The sequence below is a fragment of the Shinella sp. AETb1-6 genome (assembly GCF_009826875.1).
Lineage (GTDB): Bacteria > Pseudomonadota > Alphaproteobacteria > Rhizobiales > Rhizobiaceae > Shinella > Shinella sumterensis.
Genome location: NZ_WUMM01000003.1, coordinates 241,032 through 255,008, shown reverse-complemented (window position 1 = coordinate 255,008; position 13,977 = coordinate 241,032). Strand labels below are relative to the sequence as shown.

12 protein-coding genes and 1 pseudogene are annotated in these 13,977 nt (G+C 63.0%); 8 read left to right on the top strand and 5 right to left on the bottom strand.

Going from position 1 to position 13,977, the window contains the following annotated elements; translation table 11 throughout:
- Nucleotides 1-14 precede the first annotated feature (14 nt).
- Complete coding sequence (locus GR158_RS06850) at nt 15-1,253, bottom strand: extracellular solute-binding protein (protein ID WP_160870480.1); 1,239 nt, start codon at nt 1,251-1,253, stop codon at nt 15-17.
- 197 nt (nt 1,254-1,450) lie between these two features.
- Between GR158_RS06850 and GR158_RS06845 the strand changes: the two genes are divergently transcribed.
- Nucleotides 1,451-2,656 carry an ROK family transcriptional regulator gene (locus GR158_RS06845; protein WP_160870479.1) on the top strand — a complete coding sequence of 402 codons (1,206 nt, stop codon included), beginning with the start codon at nt 1,451-1,453 and terminating at the stop codon, nt 2,654-2,656.
- Nucleotides 2,657-2,776: 120 nt separating this feature from the next.
- Here the strand turns inward: GR158_RS06845 and GR158_RS06840 are convergent, their stop codons facing one another.
- A complete protein-coding gene (locus tag GR158_RS06840; protein WP_160870478.1) occupies nt 2,777-3,676 on the bottom strand; it encodes a LysR family transcriptional regulator in 900 nt (299 codons plus the stop codon).
- Between the two features lie 159 nt (nt 3,677-3,835).
- On the opposite strand from GR158_RS06840, the gene GR158_RS06835 reads away from it, so the two are divergent.
- The 7 genes and pseudogenes from GR158_RS06835 to GR158_RS06805 all read left to right on the top strand — a co-directional run bounded on the left by GR158_RS06835 (nt 3,836) and on the right by GR158_RS06805 (nt 11,472).
- Nucleotides 3,836-5,446 (top strand): ABC transporter substrate-binding protein, encoded by a 1,611-nt coding sequence (locus tag GR158_RS06835; RefSeq protein ID WP_246665558.1) that lies wholly within the window; start codon nt 3,836-3,838, stop codon nt 5,444-5,446.
- Nucleotides 5,447-5,535: 89 nt separating this feature from the next.
- Entirely contained in the window at nt 5,536-6,510 is a 975-nt protein-coding gene (locus GR158_RS06830) for an ABC transporter permease (RefSeq protein WP_160870476.1), read from the top strand.
- Nucleotides 6,510-7,460, top strand: coding sequence for an ABC transporter permease (locus tag GR158_RS06825; protein WP_160870475.1), 951 nt, complete (start codon nt 6,510-6,512; stop codon nt 7,458-7,460). The genes GR158_RS06830 and GR158_RS06825 overlap by 1 nt, the downstream gene beginning before the upstream one ends.
- 11 nt (nt 7,461-7,471) lie before the next feature.
- Nucleotides 7,472-8,452 carry an ABC transporter ATP-binding protein gene (locus tag GR158_RS06820; protein WP_160870474.1) on the top strand — a complete coding sequence of 327 codons (981 nt, stop codon included), beginning with the start codon at nt 7,472-7,474 and terminating at the stop codon, nt 8,450-8,452.
- Nucleotides 8,449-9,279 (top strand): annotated as a pseudogene (locus GR158_RS06815) (ATP-binding cassette domain-containing protein); the annotation flags it as partial. The gene GR158_RS06820 and the pseudogene GR158_RS06815, both read left to right, overlap by 4 nt.
- 98 nt (nt 9,280-9,377) lie before the next feature.
- The gene (locus tag GR158_RS06810) at nt 9,378-10,601 is read left to right on the top strand and encodes a M20 aminoacylase family protein (protein WP_160870472.1); all 1,224 of its coding nucleotides are present in this window, start codon (nt 9,378-9,380) and stop codon (nt 10,599-10,601) included.
- Between the two features lies 1 nt (nt 10,602).
- Nucleotides 10,603-11,472, top strand: coding sequence for a shikimate dehydrogenase (locus GR158_RS06805; RefSeq protein WP_160870471.1), 870 nt, complete (start codon nt 10,603-10,605; stop codon nt 11,470-11,472).
- A gap of 25 nt (nt 11,473-11,497) precedes the next feature.
- Here GR158_RS06805 and GR158_RS06800 read toward each other — a convergent pair whose 3' ends face one another.
- The 3 genes from GR158_RS06800 to GR158_RS06790 all read right to left on the bottom strand — a co-directional run bounded on the left by GR158_RS06800 (nt 11,498) and on the right by GR158_RS06790 (nt 13,880).
- Nucleotides 11,498-12,376 (bottom strand): nitrilase family protein, encoded by an 879-nt coding sequence (locus GR158_RS06800; protein ID WP_160870470.1) that lies wholly within the window; start codon nt 12,374-12,376, stop codon nt 11,498-11,500.
- Between the two features lie 27 nt (nt 12,377-12,403).
- On the bottom strand, nt 12,404-13,174 hold the full coding sequence (locus GR158_RS06795) for a glutamine amidotransferase (RefSeq protein ID WP_134648657.1): 771 nt from the start codon (nt 13,172-13,174) through the stop codon (nt 12,404-12,406).
- A gap of 97 nt (nt 13,175-13,271) precedes the next feature.
- Nucleotides 13,272-13,880 (bottom strand): cupin domain-containing protein, encoded by a 609-nt coding sequence (locus GR158_RS06790; protein ID WP_134648656.1) that lies wholly within the window; start codon nt 13,878-13,880, stop codon nt 13,272-13,274.
- Between the last annotated feature and the right edge of the window lie 97 nt (nt 13,881-13,977).

Here is a 13,977-nt window from a genome sequence, read left to right as displayed (position 1 = left end):
GCAAGCGCTCAAGATCAGAGCCCGCTGTTTTCCGCGGCGGACTTCAGCGCCTCTTCAGGCGTCGCCTGATCGAGCAGCGCTTCCTGAATGCCCTGCTGCAGGGCCGTGGAAAGCTCCTGGTATTTCGGCGTCGTCGGCCGCGGATACATGGCCGCAAGGCCGAGCTTGGCGGCAGCGATCAACTCTTCCTGGCCAGCCGTCACGGCGGGATCCTCATAGGAAGAGGCCCAGATCGGCAGGCTCAGCTTCGCATAGGCGTTCTGCGTTTCCTGCGACGTCATGTGGACGATGTACTTCCAGGCTTCTTCCTGATGCTGGCTCGTGGAGGTGATGCCGAGGCCCATTGAGCCGTTGACGGCCGAAACCTCGCTCTTGCCCTCGACGCCGGGGGCGGGAACGATGCCCACCTTGCCGGCAACCTTGCTGTCCTTGCCGCTATTGGCCATGTTGTACATGTAGGTCCAATTCAGCGCGAATGCCGCCTCACCGTTCTGGAAGACGTTGCGCACGTCCTCCTCCAGGAACTCCTTGGAGTTCGGATTGGTGAGGCCGGACTTGTAACTGTCGACCATATATTTCAGCGCATCGAGACCGCCGCCTTCAGCGAAGGCCGGCTTGCCGTCCTTCAGGAATTCGCCGCCGTAAGCGCTGACCAGCGTGGTGTAGTCGCAGATCACCGCCTCGGCCTGCGCCCAGCTCCAGGCAATGGGCGTTGCCAGCAGGCCCTTGTCCTTGATGATCTGCGCCTGATCGGACAGTTCGGCCCAGGTCTTCGGCGGCGTCTTGATGCCGGCTTTCTCCAGGATTTCCTTGTTGTAGAACAGGTATTTGGTGTCGAGGATCCACGGCATGCCGTAGGATTTTCCATCATAGTTGACGGTCGTCCAGGCGCCCGGCAGCACACCCTTCTTCATGTCATCGGTAACGCGGCCGGTCACATCGACCAGAACGTTGTTGGCGGCATATTCGGCCGGCCAGATCACGTCGAACAGAACGACGTCGTAGCCGCTGCCGGACCCCTGTGCCAGCACGGTCTTGTCGTGCAGGCCCTCATAAGGAACGAATTCAAGGTTCACCTTGATATCGGGGTTCGCCTTCGTGAAGGCATCCGTCATGGCGCGCACATCGGCCTCGCTATAGGCGGCCTGCGCCATGAACAGAGCATTGAGCGTGGTTTCGGCGAACGCGTGCGGAGCCGAAACGGCCGCGACCAGCGCTGCGTACAACAGGGTCTTCTCCATCGATTTCAACATGCCTGCCTCCAGTTTGGTTTGAATCCGGAATGTCTTGCGGACACTCGTGATCGTTGCGCCTTATGGCTTCCGCCGGATCGCTCTGGGCTTGGCTTCGCCTCGCCCTTGTTCCCCGGAACTCTCTGGTTCCTTATTAAGTCAAATGTATTGACTTAAGTCTTGTGTAATATCCAAATGGTGTCAAGAGGGAATTGTCGATGAACGAATTGCGGACGATCCGCGCCAGGAGCGGGACCAATCAGGAGGGCACGAGCGCGCATAACCGGCGCGTGCTCATCGAGGCCATCCGCGTCAATGGCCCGCTCTCGCGCGCCGCCCTCGCCCGCGCCACGCACCTGACCAAGCAGACAGTCTCCAATCTCATCGAAAGCCTGGAAGCCGACGGTCTCGTCGCGTCCGAAGACGTTGTGCGCGGCGGGCGCGGCCAGCCTTCCACACCCTACAGGCTCGTTCCCGAAGGCGCCTTTGCGCTCGGCGTGCAGATCGACCGGGAACTGACACGCATCGTCGCCGTGGACTTTCTGGGGCGGGAAGTGGCGCGTGCCGTTGCGGACCTTCCGCCGGGCGAGCCTGAGGAAGGCAGCAAGGTCATCCTCCACCACATCGGAAACGTGCGGCGCGAACTTGCCGATCGTGTGCCGATGTCCACGCAGCGCCTGACCGGGCTCGGCATCGCCATGCCCGGCCCCTATGGGCTGAAGCCTTCCGGCGACGACCCCTGGATGATGGCCAAATGGCAGTCGTTTCCGCTTGTGGAAACGCTGGCCGCGGGCACCGGCCTTGAGACAACCCTGCAGAACGACGCCACTGCCTGCGCGACAGCCGAACGCATGAACGGTGTGGCGGACGGCATCGACCATGCCGTCTGCCTCTACTTCGGCTATGGCATTGGCGCGGGCCTCATTCTCGGCGGCGAGATTTATACCGGCAGCAACCGCAATGCGGGCGAGATCGGCATGGTCCTCTTCTCGCGGGGCGGCACGGTCGCGCCCTTCGAACATCGGTCCTCGTTCGCCTCGTTGCTCCAGCATCTCGGCCTCGGCACCGCAACGACCGATGCTTATGAAGAGGTCGAGCGGCTGACGCTCGCGGACGATCCGCGCATCCGCCAATGGCTGGAAGGCGCCGGCGCCGATTTCCGGCAGGCGGTTCATATGGTCGAGACGATCTTCGACCCCGAAACCGTCATCCTCAACGGCAGTGCGCCCCCTGCCCTCTCAAGAAGGCTGTTCGAGGCGATGCACCCGCCGCTGCCGTCGATCGCCGAACGTCCCGGCCGCACCATTCCGCGCGTCCAGCTCGGAATGATCGATCCCTGGGCCGTCGCACTCGGCGCCGCCGCGGCCCCCATCCGCCGCGCATTCGACCCGCTCTTTTCCGCGATCCTGAAGGAAGCTCCCTGATCTGCAGGATAGTCGCGCGACGCCGAGAATGACGACAACCATCGCCACCACCCTAGGATAAGCGGTGGATTGGCAGCGAAGCGCATCCAGAGCAGAACGCTGCGTCGCCGTTCGCCCCGTCTACCCGAACTGGCCGCTCTCGATCAGGGACTTGATCAGCATGCGCATCGCATTCGTCAAATGGCGTTCGCTTCGCGTGATCACCTGCGTTTGCGATGTGACTTTCGATGCGTAGTCGAGCGGCAGCGGCACGAGTTCGTCGTCCAGTTCCCGCTGCGGCGATGGGCGAAACGGCATCAGGAAGACACCTTCGCCGAGCAGCACGAACTTTCGCACGATCGCGTAGGAATTCGCCGTCAGCGACGGCCGGAGCACCACGTTTTCGGAGCGCGCGATTAGGTCCGTGACCTGCCGGCCGCCGAATTCGGGGTGCAGCATGCCGATCGGATAGTCCACCACGTCCGTCAGCCTGGGGTCACGTCCGAGACGTGTCAGCGGATGGTCCTGATGGACGACGACACAGATCGGCACATCGGACCGCGCATGGAACTTCAAATCCCGGTCATTCGGCGCAAAGTAGGTGACGCCGATATCGGCCTCATCCTCCAGAATGGCGCGGACGGTCTCGTCCGTCGGATGAATGCGGATATCGAGGTCGATACCGGGATACTGCGTCTGGAAGGCCCTAAGCGGTCCATTCACCACCCATTCCCCGAAGCCTTCCCCCATCGAGAGGCGGATGAGGCCGCGCTTGATGTTGCGAAACTCGTCGAGGCGCGCCCGCAACTGGATGTCGGCAGATCGCTGCGTACGGTAGTACTCGCACAGCGCGCTGCCAGTCTCGGTCACCTTCACCTTGCGGCCATGTTTTTCAAGGAGAGTAAGCTGGAGTTCCCCTTCCAGGACTGCGATCTGGCGGCTGATCGACGACGGATTGACCTTCAGCTCCTCCGCTGCCTGGCGGATACCGCCACAGGCATCGGTGTAGAACAGATAGCGCAGGCGGGTGGGGTCGAGCATTGTTTCTCCGGTCGACTGTTGCGCAATCGTTGCCTTTTGCGCAACATGCAATATGCCGCTCGGCAATTGTTCGCAACAGAATTTCCTTTTATGGCTGGCGACGAATGCGATGAAGGTCACGTCGCGTCCAACACGACCATCAGCGATTGGGAGATAGCTTTGCGTATCAGAAGAATTTTGGCGGCGGCGGCACTGGCGCTCGCCACGTCGGTTTCGGCTCTCGGCGGCACGGTGGGCACAGCCCAGGCCGAAACCTTCCGCTTCGCCTCCCAGGGCGATCTGAAGTCGCTCGATCCGCATGCGCTCGCCGAGACCTTCTCGCTGGCCATGATCGGCGGCGTCTACGAGGGCCTTGTGGCCCGCGACGAAAATCTCAAGCTCGTGCCGGCGCTTGCCGAAAGCTGGGATGTCTCCGAGGATGCCCGCACCTGGACCTTCCATCTGCGCAAGGGCGTGAAGTTCCAGGGTGGTCAGGATTTCACCGCCGACGACGTCATCTTCTCCGCCGACCGCGTCCGCTCGGCAGGCTCGGATCTCAAGACCCGCGTTCCCGCCAATGCGGTGTTCAAGAAGATCGACGACTACACGGTCGAAGTCACGACGCCTGAGCCCTCTCCGCTGCTGCATGCCGTGTGGGACACGTGGTACATCGTCTCCAAGTCCTGGGCCGAGGAACATGGCGCGGCGGAAGTCGCGAGCGCGTCATCGGCACCGTCCTATATCTCTCTGAATGCAAACGGCACGGGACCTTTCAAACTCCAGCAGCATCAGCCCGGCGTTCGCACGACATGGGTCCCGAACCCGCAATGGTGGGGCACGCCCAAGCACAATCTCGACGAGGTGGTGCTGACGCCGATCGCATCCGGCGCGACCCGCGTTGCGGCGCTGCTTTCCGGTGAGGTCGACATGATCGACCCGGCGCCGCTGCAGGATGTCGACCGCATCAACGCGAGCGGCAATGCATCGGTTCTCCAGGGACCGGAAGTCCGCACGATCTATTTCGGCTTCGACCAGCGCCGCGATGAGCTGCTGTTCTCGTCGGTGAAGGGCAAGAACCCCTTCAAGGACGCCCGCGTGCGCCGTGCCGTCTATCAGGCCATCGACATCGAGGCGATCCACAAGCGCGTCATGCGCGGCGCGTCCGTGCCGACGGCGCTCGTCGTCGCCAAGGAACTGTTCCCGCTGGCCGACCAGTTCGAACGCCCCGCCTATGACCCGGATGCGGCCCGCGCGCTGCTGGCCGAGGCAGGCTATGGCGACGGCTTCGACGTCACGCTGGACTGCCCGAACGATCGCTACGTCAACGACGAGCGTATCTGCCAGTCGGTCGTTCCCATGCTGGCCCGCATCGGCATCAAGGTGAACCTGAACGCCGAGCCGAAGGCCACCTATTTCGGCCGCATCTTCGCCAGCGGCGGCTACCGCACCTCGTTCTACCTGCTCGGCTGGCAGACGAACGGCTCGGGCAGCCTCGGCGTTCTCCAGGACCTCTATCGTTGCCGCGACGATGCCGGCAATGGCGGCGGCTCGAATGTCGGCGGCTACTGCAATGAAGAGGTCGATGCGCTGATCACCAAGATCGGGCATGAGCCCGACGAGGCCACGCGCAACGAACTCATTCGCCAGGCCTACGACATCGCCCAGAACAAGGAGACGGCCTATCTGCCGCTGCACCAGCAGTCCCTGTCCTGGGGTGTCTCGAACAAGGTCAAGGTCGTGCAGCGCGCCGACAACGACTTCCGCTTCTACTGGGTCACGAAGGGCGAGTGACGCGCCGTTCGCCGGCGGCTTTCCGGCCGCCGGTCGATCCGATCGGGCGCCTGGGGCAGTCTTGCCCGGCGCATAACAGGATGAATTGAATGATTGCCCTTGTCATCCGACGGCTTCTGCAATCGCTTGCCGTGATGCTGGTCGTCTCGCTGCTGGCCTTCGTGATGTTTCGCTATGCCGGCGATCCCGTCAACCAGATGGTCGGCGCGGAGACCACGGCGGCGGAACGACAGGCCGTGCGTGAAAGCCTCGGCCTCGACCAGCCGACCCTCGTGCAGTTCGCCCGCTATGTCGGCCGCGTCGTCACGCTGGATTTCGGCGTTTCCTACCAGTTCCGCCAGCCGGTGACGAAACTTCTCGCCGAGCGGCTTTCCGCCACCCTGGAACTCTCCTTCGTTGCCGCGCTGATCTCGCTCTTTGCCGGCATCGTGCTCGGTGTCTACAGCGCGCTCAATCCGCGCGGCCGCATCTCGTCGCTGCTGCAGAGCGTGTCGCTGGTCGGCGTGAGCCTGCCAACATTCCTGATCGGCATTCTGCTGATCTACATCTTTTCCGTATCGCTTGGCTGGCTGCCCGCCTTCGGCCGCAACGGTCTCATCCCCGTGACCGAAAACTGGTCGACAGGCCTCCTGACGATCGAAGGCTGGAAATCGCTGCTCCTGCCGGCGGTCACGCTCGGGCTGTTCCAGATGACGCTGATCATGCGCCTCGTGCGCTCCGAAATGCTGGAAGTTCTGCGCACTGATTTCATCAAGTTCGGCGTCGCCCGCGGCCTGCCGCGCGCCCGGCTCTACTTCCGTCATGCACTCAAGAATACGCTGGTGCCCGTCATCACCGTCGTCGGCCTTCAGATCGGCTCGATCATCGCGTTTTCGATCATCACGGAGACCGTGTTCCAGTGGCCGGGCATGGGGCTCCTGTTCCTGCAAGCCGTGCAGAATGTCGATATCCCCATCATCTCCACCTACCTGCTCCTGATCGCGCTGCTCTTCGTCACGGTCAATCTCATCGTCGACCTGATCTACAACTTCATCGATCCGCGCCTCAAGGACGCTGCAAGCTGATGGCAGAGGCCTCTTCCGATACGACAAAGCCCGCCGAGCAGAGCCTGCGCGCGCGGATTGCCGATAATGACGTCTTCATCGACTTCAAGCGCAACCGGCTTGTCATGTTCGCCACGGCGCTGCTGGTGGTCATCCTGGGCGCATCGCTTCTGGCACCATGGATCGCACCGACGGACCCGTTCGACCCGCTGTCGCTCGACATCATGAACTCGAACCTGCCGCCAGTCTGGCAGGCCGACGGGCAATGGCCCTTCCTGCTTGGAACCGACGACCAGGGTCGCGACATGCTGTCGGCCGTGCTCTACGGCCTGCGCGTCTCGATCATCATCAGCGCGCTCGGGGTGTTTCTCGCCGCAGCCATCGGCATCTGTCTCGGCGTGCTCGCCGGCTATTTCGGTGGCTTCCTTGATGCTTTCATCATGCGCGTCGCCGATATCCAGCTCACCTTCCCCGCCATCCTGATCGCGCTCCTGATCGATGGCCTGCTGCATGGCATGCTGCCGTCGCTGTCGCGTGAGAGCAGTGCGTCCTGGGTGATCATCATATCGATCGGCCTTTCCTTCTGGGTGCAGTATGCGCGAACGATCCGCTCCTCGACCATGGTGGAGCGCAAGAAGGATTATGTGAACGCCGCCCGTCTCTTCGGCCTGCCGCCCGTCGCCATCATGGCGCGCCACATCCTGCCGAACGTGATGGGGCCGGTCCTCGTAATCCTGACCATCAATTTCGGGCTGGCGATCATCACCGAAGCGACGCTGTCCTATCTGGGCGTCGGCCTGCCACCGATGCAGCCTTCGCTCGGCACGCTCATCCGGATCGGCCAGGAGTTCCTGTTCTCCGGCGAATGGTGGATCGTCGCCTTCCCCGGCATCGCGCTGGCGGCACTGGTCCTGACCATCAATCTCCTGGGCGATTGGCTGCGCGACGCGCTCAATCCCCGACTGCGGTAAGGAGGAGAACCATGTCCGAGACGATTCTTTCGGTCGAAAACCTGCGCGTCGAATTCGAGACGCGCCGCGGAACGCTCGTCGCCCTCGACGACATCAGCTTCTCCATCGCCAAGGGCGAGGTTCTTGGCGTCGTCGGTGAGTCCGGTGCGGGCAAATCGATGACGGGTGCTGCGATCATGCATCTCATACCGCGCCCGGGCCGCATCGCCGGCGGCCGCATTCTGCTGGACGACCAGCGGATCGACAACCTGGACCGAACGGGCATCGAAGCCATTCGCGGCCGGCGCATCGGCATGATCTTCCAGGACCCACTGACCAGCCTCAATCCGCTGATGACCGTCGGCGATCACCTGACCGAGACGATCCGGGTGCATCTGCCGCTCAACCGGCGTCAGGCACGCGCCCGCGCGATCGAATTGCTCGAGGAAGTGGGCATTCCCGATCCGGCGGTGCGCATCGATTCCTACCCGCACGAGTTTTCCGGCGGACAGCGGCAACGGGTGGTCATCGCGCTGGCGCTTTGCGCTGAGCCGGAACTGGTCATCGCCGACGAGCCGACGACGGCGCTCGACGTTTCGGTTCAGGCGCAGATCATCAAGCTGATCCGCAAGCTGTGCTCCACGCGCGGCACCGCCTTCATGCTCATCACGCACGACATGGGCATGATCGCGGAGACGGCCGATCGCGTGGCCGTCATGTATGCGGGCAAGGTCGCAGAGATCGGACAGGTCAGCCAGGTCGTGGGCGCGCCGCTCCATCCCTATGCGCAGGGCCTGATGGGCGCCATTCCCTCGCTCGACAACGAGGAGCCGCGGCTTCGCCAGATTCCCGGCTCCATGCCATCACTAACGGCGCTACCGGGCGGCTGTTCGTTCCATCCGCGTTGCGAGCGCGCCATGGATATCTGCCGCCAGCGCGCACCCGCCCTTCTTGGCGCCATCGACCACAAGGTCGCCTGCCATCTTTACGAGCGCGAAGAGGTGGCAGCATGAGCAACAGCAGCAAATTCGTCAGGGTCGAGAAGCTCAACCGGGTCTTCGACGTCTCAAAGCCGCTTCTGAACCGCATCATCGAGCGCCAACCCAAGCGCTTCGTCCATGCCGCGACCGATGTCAGCTTCTCGATTGCCAAGGGAGAGACCTTCGCGCTTGTCGGCGAGTCCGGTTCGGGCAAGTCGACGGTGGCAAAGATGGTCGTGGGGCTCCTGCCGGCCACGTCCGGCACCGTGGAAATCGACGGCGTTTCGATCACCGGCAAGCATGACCGGGCACAGATGCGCGCGCTGCGCCGCCGTATCCAGATGATCTTCCAGGATCCCTATGCCAGCCTCAATCCCCGCTGGCGCGTCGCCAGCATCATCGCCGAGCCGATGCTTGCCCTCGGCATCGTGAAATCGAAGGCCGAGGCACAGCACGAAGCGGGCGAACTTCTCAAGGTCGTCGGCCTCAATCCGCTCGACGGGCGCAAATACCCGCACGAATTCTCCGGCGGCCAGCGGCAGCGTATCGCGATCGCACGTGCGCTTGCGGCCAAAGCGGAATTCATCGTTTGCGACGAGCCGACCTCGGCGCTCGATGTGTCGGTCCAGGCGCAGATCCTCAACCTCATGCGCGACCTGCAGGAGCAGTTCGGCCTGACCTATCTTTTGATCAGCCACAACCTTGCGGTCGTGCGCCACATGTCCTCGCGCATCGGCGTCATGCACTTCGGCAAGCTGGTGGAAGTGGAGGAATCCCGGGCCCTGTTCAAGAATCCCCGCCAATCCTACACGCGCATGCTGATCGACGCGGTACCGGACATTTCTGCGGCAACCCGCAGATAACCGCGCAACCGGTGACCCGCAAAACAATCCTGCCTCTCGCCGTCTCGCCACGGCGCAAGACCTTGTCGTCCTCCAATTCAAGGAAATGACCTTCCATGTCCTCCATCGACCGCAGCAAGCTCGACGCCTACATGCCGGACCTGATCGCCCTGCGCCACGACATCCACGCCCATCCCGAAACGGCTTTCGAGGAGGTGCGCACCTCTGCGCTGGTTGCCGAGAAACTTAGGGAATGGGGCATCGAGGTTCATGAGGGCATCGGCCGGACCGGCGTGGTTGGCGTCCTCAAGGGGTCGCGCCCCGGCCAGCGGCGCATCGGCCTGCGTGCCGATATCGACGCCCTGCACATCTTCGAACGCAACGCGTTCGACTACGCCTCCACCGTCGAAGGAAAGATGCATGCCTGCGGCCATGACGGCCACACGACCATGCTTCTCGGCGCGGCCCGTTATCTCGCGCAGGATCCGGATTTCGCCGGCACCGTGCACTTCATCTTCCAGCCGGCAGAAGAAAGCGCCGGCGGCGCACCGGCCATGATGAAGGATGGCCTGTTCGACCGCTTCCCCTGCGATGCCGTCTATGGCCTGCATACGGAGCCGGGTCGCCCCGTCGGCGAAATCGCCTCGCGCATCGGACCGGCGCTCGCCGGCTCGATGTCGTTCCACGTTACCTTCAAGGGCACGGCCGGCCATGGCGGCGCCGCTCCGCATCTGGCAGACGATTGCACCATCCCCGTCGCCCATTTCATTCTGGGGCTCCAGTCGATCGTCGGCCGCAAGGTCGCGGCAATCGATGCCGCGGTCATTTCCATCGGGCACATTTCCGGCGGTTCGAAGGGCTCGCCGAATGTGATGCCAGCGGAAATGCTGGTCTCCGGCACCGCGCGCTACTTCCGTGACGACGTGCAGCAGATCATCCTGCGCGGCCTGCGCGACCAGGCGGAACTCTTCGCAAAGGCCAGCAACTGCAGCGTCGACATCCAGATCAATGAAGGCACACCGCCGCTGGTGAACCACCCCGAGGCGTTCGAGAGCGCGCTTGCCGCAGCCGAAAAGACCTTCGGCAAGGACAAGGTCGAACGAGAACGTCCGCTGTCGACAGGGGGCGAAGATTTCGCCTACTTCGCCAATACGGTGCCCGGCACCTATATGTGGATGGGCGGCGGCGTCGGCCCCGATGGTCTGGTGCACGATGTCCATACGGACCGTTTCGACTTCAACGATGCATCGATCCCCTATGGCGTGTCCTATTGGGTCAATCTCGTTCATACCGAGCTGCGTTCCGATGAGACGCCGACGCAAGACGGCGAGGTCGCGTGACATGCGCGCATCTGAAGCGCCGCGCATCCGGCTCGGCCTGATCGGCGACAACATCGCCCGTTCCCAATCGCCCCGCCTGCATCGGCTGGCGGGCCGCATGTGCGGACTGGACGTCAGCTATGCCTCCCTCATCCCCGCCGATCTCGAAATGGACTTCGACGCGGTCTTCGAGCAGTGCAGGGCGGAAGGCTTTCGCGGTATCAACATCACCTATCCCTACAAGGAAACCGTGCTCGACAAGGTGAAGGTGGACGATCCCGCGGTGCGGGCGCTGGGCGCCTGCAACACGATTCTCTTTGAGCCGGATGGTGCGCGCGGCCACAACACGGATAGCAGCGGCTTTGCCAGCGCCTTCCTGGCCGCTTTTGGCAACGTTTCGCCTGGTCGCGTCGCGATGGCCGGCGCTGGCGGGGTCGGCAAGGCGATCGCCTTCGCGCTCGGCAGGCTTGGCGCCTCGCACCTCGCGCTGATCGATCCTGATCAGTCGAAATCCGAGGCGCTCGCGACGTCCCTGACGGCCCATTTTCCGGACCTTGAGGTCAGCCGGCCGGAAACGCTTGCCGAGGCCGTGGACAGTGCGGACGGACTGATCAACTGCACCCCGATCGGCATGGTCGGCCATGACGGCAACGTGTTCGATGGCCTTGACCTCAGGCATAGCCGCTGGGCATTCGATGCGGTCTATACACCCGTCGAAACGCGGTTCCTCGCGGCCGCGCGAACAGCCAAGGCCGAAATCCTCTCAGGCTACGAACTGTTCTTTCACCAGGGCGTCCAGGCATTCCGGCTGTTCACCGGTCAGGAACCGGTCGAAGCGGCCTTGCGTGCCGCTATGCTCGTCCCGGAACACAGCGAGGGTGCTCGCGCCTAGAGCAGAATGGCCCGCCGCTACGCGATCAATACCAGCCCGGCTTATAGCCTGTGCCGAGCATACGGTCGTAGACGTCCGTGCGCCGGTCGCGCAGGACCTGGTTGAAGTCGTTCCAGTTGCGCTTCCGGCGGGCGTCGGCAAGGTTTACCTCGGCGACCAGAACCTCTTGCCTGTCGGAACTTGCGGGACCGGCGGCGGGCCAGCCGGTGTGGCTGACGATCAGGCTCTGGCCGATGAAGGGCTGGCCGCGCTCGGTTCCGACCCGGTCTGCCGCCACGATGAAGAGGGAATTGCTGTGCGCGGCCGCCATGACGAGGATGTTGGCCATCGCCTCGCGCTTGGGGTCCTGTCCGGGGATCGGCACCCAATTGGTCGGAACGCACATGAGTTCGGCCCCCTGAAGCGCCGCCAGGCGAAAGCTTTCCGGGAACCAGCAATCATAGCAGATCTGGCAGCCGATCTTGCCGACGGGGGTATCGAAAACAGGAAATCCAAGATCGCCCGGCGTGAAGTAGAGCGCTTCCTCGCCCCAGAGATGGACCTTTCGGTAACGCCCGATATACCCGGACGGCCCGACGATGACGGCGGAGTTGTAGAATACCTCCCCGTCACGTTCGGTGATGCCGGCGACGATGTGCATGTCGAGGCGGCGGGCGGCTTCGATCCATGCCGCCGTCGACGGGCCGGCCGGGATTTCCTCCGCCAGCGCGCGCAGTTCGGAGCGGCTCTCGAAGACATAACCGGTGTTGCAAAGCTCCGGCAGCACCGCAAGCCTTGCACCCTTCTCCGCCGCCTCCTCGAGAAGCGCGATGGAGCGCGCAACGTTTCCGGCAGTCTCGCCGAAGACCGGTTCCATCTGGATGCTGGCGACCTTGAGGGCCGCTTCCTTCACGCGTTTGGCCATTGCGCACCTGCCGGCTTGAGTTGAAGATCAGTCGCGGCCGATCGCCCAGAGAATTTGCTGTTCGAAGAGTTTCTTGTAGCCCTGCCAGGCGATGAATTCCGGCGGCAGCCAGTGCGGACCGACGTCGGACGTCCAGACGACCGTGCGCCCCTTGCCATATGTGCCGGATACGAGCAGCGGCAGCGAACCGTAATCGGTGGAAACCGTGGCCAGCACCTCGGCGCCGTCCTTGACCACGACCTCGTTGAAGCCAAGCAGCATCGGCCATTCCGTGCCGAGACCGGCCAGGATCGGGTGGTCGGAGGAGCCTGTGACGACAGGCAGGAAGCTTTCCGGCACCTCGACGCGGTCGTCGACCGGCAGGCAGGAGACCGGAAGTATCTCCTCAATAGCGGTCTTATGATAGCGCGCGCCGCCATTGATGCCCTGGAAGCTGTAGTATCCGCCAAACATCAGCAGCGCACCGCCTTCGCGCACATAATCGCGCAGCAGGCGCAGACGGTTCGGCGTCGGCTTCGACTTGATCCAGGTATCGGGATGCAGAAGCAGCGTGTTGGCGCCGATGTCGGACAGCACGATGGCGTCATATTCCTGCATGGCTTCAAGCGATTGCGGGAAATCGGCCTGGGCCTCATGCGAGGGCATGAAGCGCACGTCGAGCGGCCCACCCTTCAGCGCCGCGAGAAGTTCGTCGGCGCCCGTGTGGTAGGTCGCTGTCGGGAACTGGTCGAAGCCCTTGATATGGGTGGAGGTCGAAACCCAGGATTCACCTGCGAGCAGGACTTTGTGAGCGGACATGACTTTCCCCGAATTCGGATTGCTTGTGGCGCGAGCGCCGGTTCATGGCCCATCAAGCAAGTTGCTTGAATTTTTGTCAAGAGACTTGAATGAAATCTCAGAAGGTCGGCGGTGTATTGACCCAGAAGATGCTGGCCCGCCCCTTTCCCACGTTGCGATAGTGATGCGGCAATTCCGACTTGAAGACGAAGGCGTCGCCCGGATTGAGCCGGAACACCTCGTCCCCGACGATGAGCTCGATCTCGCCAGCGATCACATAACCGACCTCCTCGCCCACATGTTCGATCGGCCCGGCACTTTCGCCATCCTCCTCGACATGGTGGATATTGCACTGGAGCAGATGGCCCGGAGAATAGGGAATGATCCGCTCGAGCGAGATGCCTTCGCCGCGGCGAAGCGGATCGAGGGAAATCAGCGGTCGCGTTCCGGCGCGGAAGACGATGCCCTCTTCGCCATCCGCCTCCTCGAACATCCAGCCGATATTCGTACCCAGCACCTTTACCAGCTTGTGCAGCATGGGCAGCGACGGTGAGGCCTTGCCGTTCTCGATCTTGGAGAGAAGGCTCTCGGAGCAATGCGCCTCGTCTGCCAGCGCCTTGAGCGTCAGGCCGCGCGTCTGGCGGGCGAGCCGCAGGCGCGTGCCGAGACGCGCCGCATTGGTCGGCAGAGCCGTGCCGTCACCATCGTTCAAGTCGTTGCGCTTCATCAAGTCCTCACATCCCCGCCGTCCGTTCAGGCGGACGACAAGCCGCACCGAATCCATATTCCTGAAATCGAAGCGGAATGCAATTCAAACGTATTGA

Coding starts and splice junctions, on each gene's coding strand:
- GR158_RS06825 (WP_160870475.1), top strand. CDS start 6,510: ATGGCAGAGGCCTCTTCCGATACGACAAAGCCCGCCGAGCAGAGCCTG.
- GR158_RS06805 (WP_160870471.1), top strand. CDS start 10,603: ATGCGCGCATCTGAAGCGCCGCGCATCCGGCTCGGCCTGATCGGCGAC.
- GR158_RS06810 (WP_160870472.1), top strand. CDS start 9,378: ATGTCCTCCATCGACCGCAGCAAGCTCGACGCCTACATGCCGGACCTG.
- GR158_RS06800 (WP_160870470.1), bottom strand. CDS start 12,376: ATGGCCAAACGCGTGAAGGAAGCGGCCCTCAAGGTCGCCAGCATCCAG.
- GR158_RS06840 (WP_160870478.1), bottom strand. CDS start 3,676: ATGCTCGACCCCACCCGCCTGCGCTATCTGTTCTACACCGATGCCTGT.
- GR158_RS06790 (WP_134648656.1), bottom strand. CDS start 13,880: ATGAAGCGCAACGACTTGAACGATGGTGACGGCACGGCTCTGCCGACC.
- GR158_RS06830 (WP_160870476.1), top strand. CDS start 5,536: ATGATTGCCCTTGTCATCCGACGGCTTCTGCAATCGCTTGCCGTGATG.
- GR158_RS06820 (WP_160870474.1), top strand. CDS start 7,472: ATGTCCGAGACGATTCTTTCGGTCGAAAACCTGCGCGTCGAATTCGAG.
- GR158_RS06845 (WP_160870479.1), top strand. CDS start 1,451: ATGAACGAATTGCGGACGATCCGCGCCAGGAGCGGGACCAATCAGGAG.
- GR158_RS06795 (WP_134648657.1), bottom strand. CDS start 13,174: ATGTCCGCTCACAAAGTCCTGCTCGCAGGTGAATCCTGGGTTTCGACC.
- GR158_RS06850 (WP_160870480.1), bottom strand. CDS start 1,253: ATGTTGAAATCGATGGAGAAGACCCTGTTGTACGCAGCGCTGGTCGCG.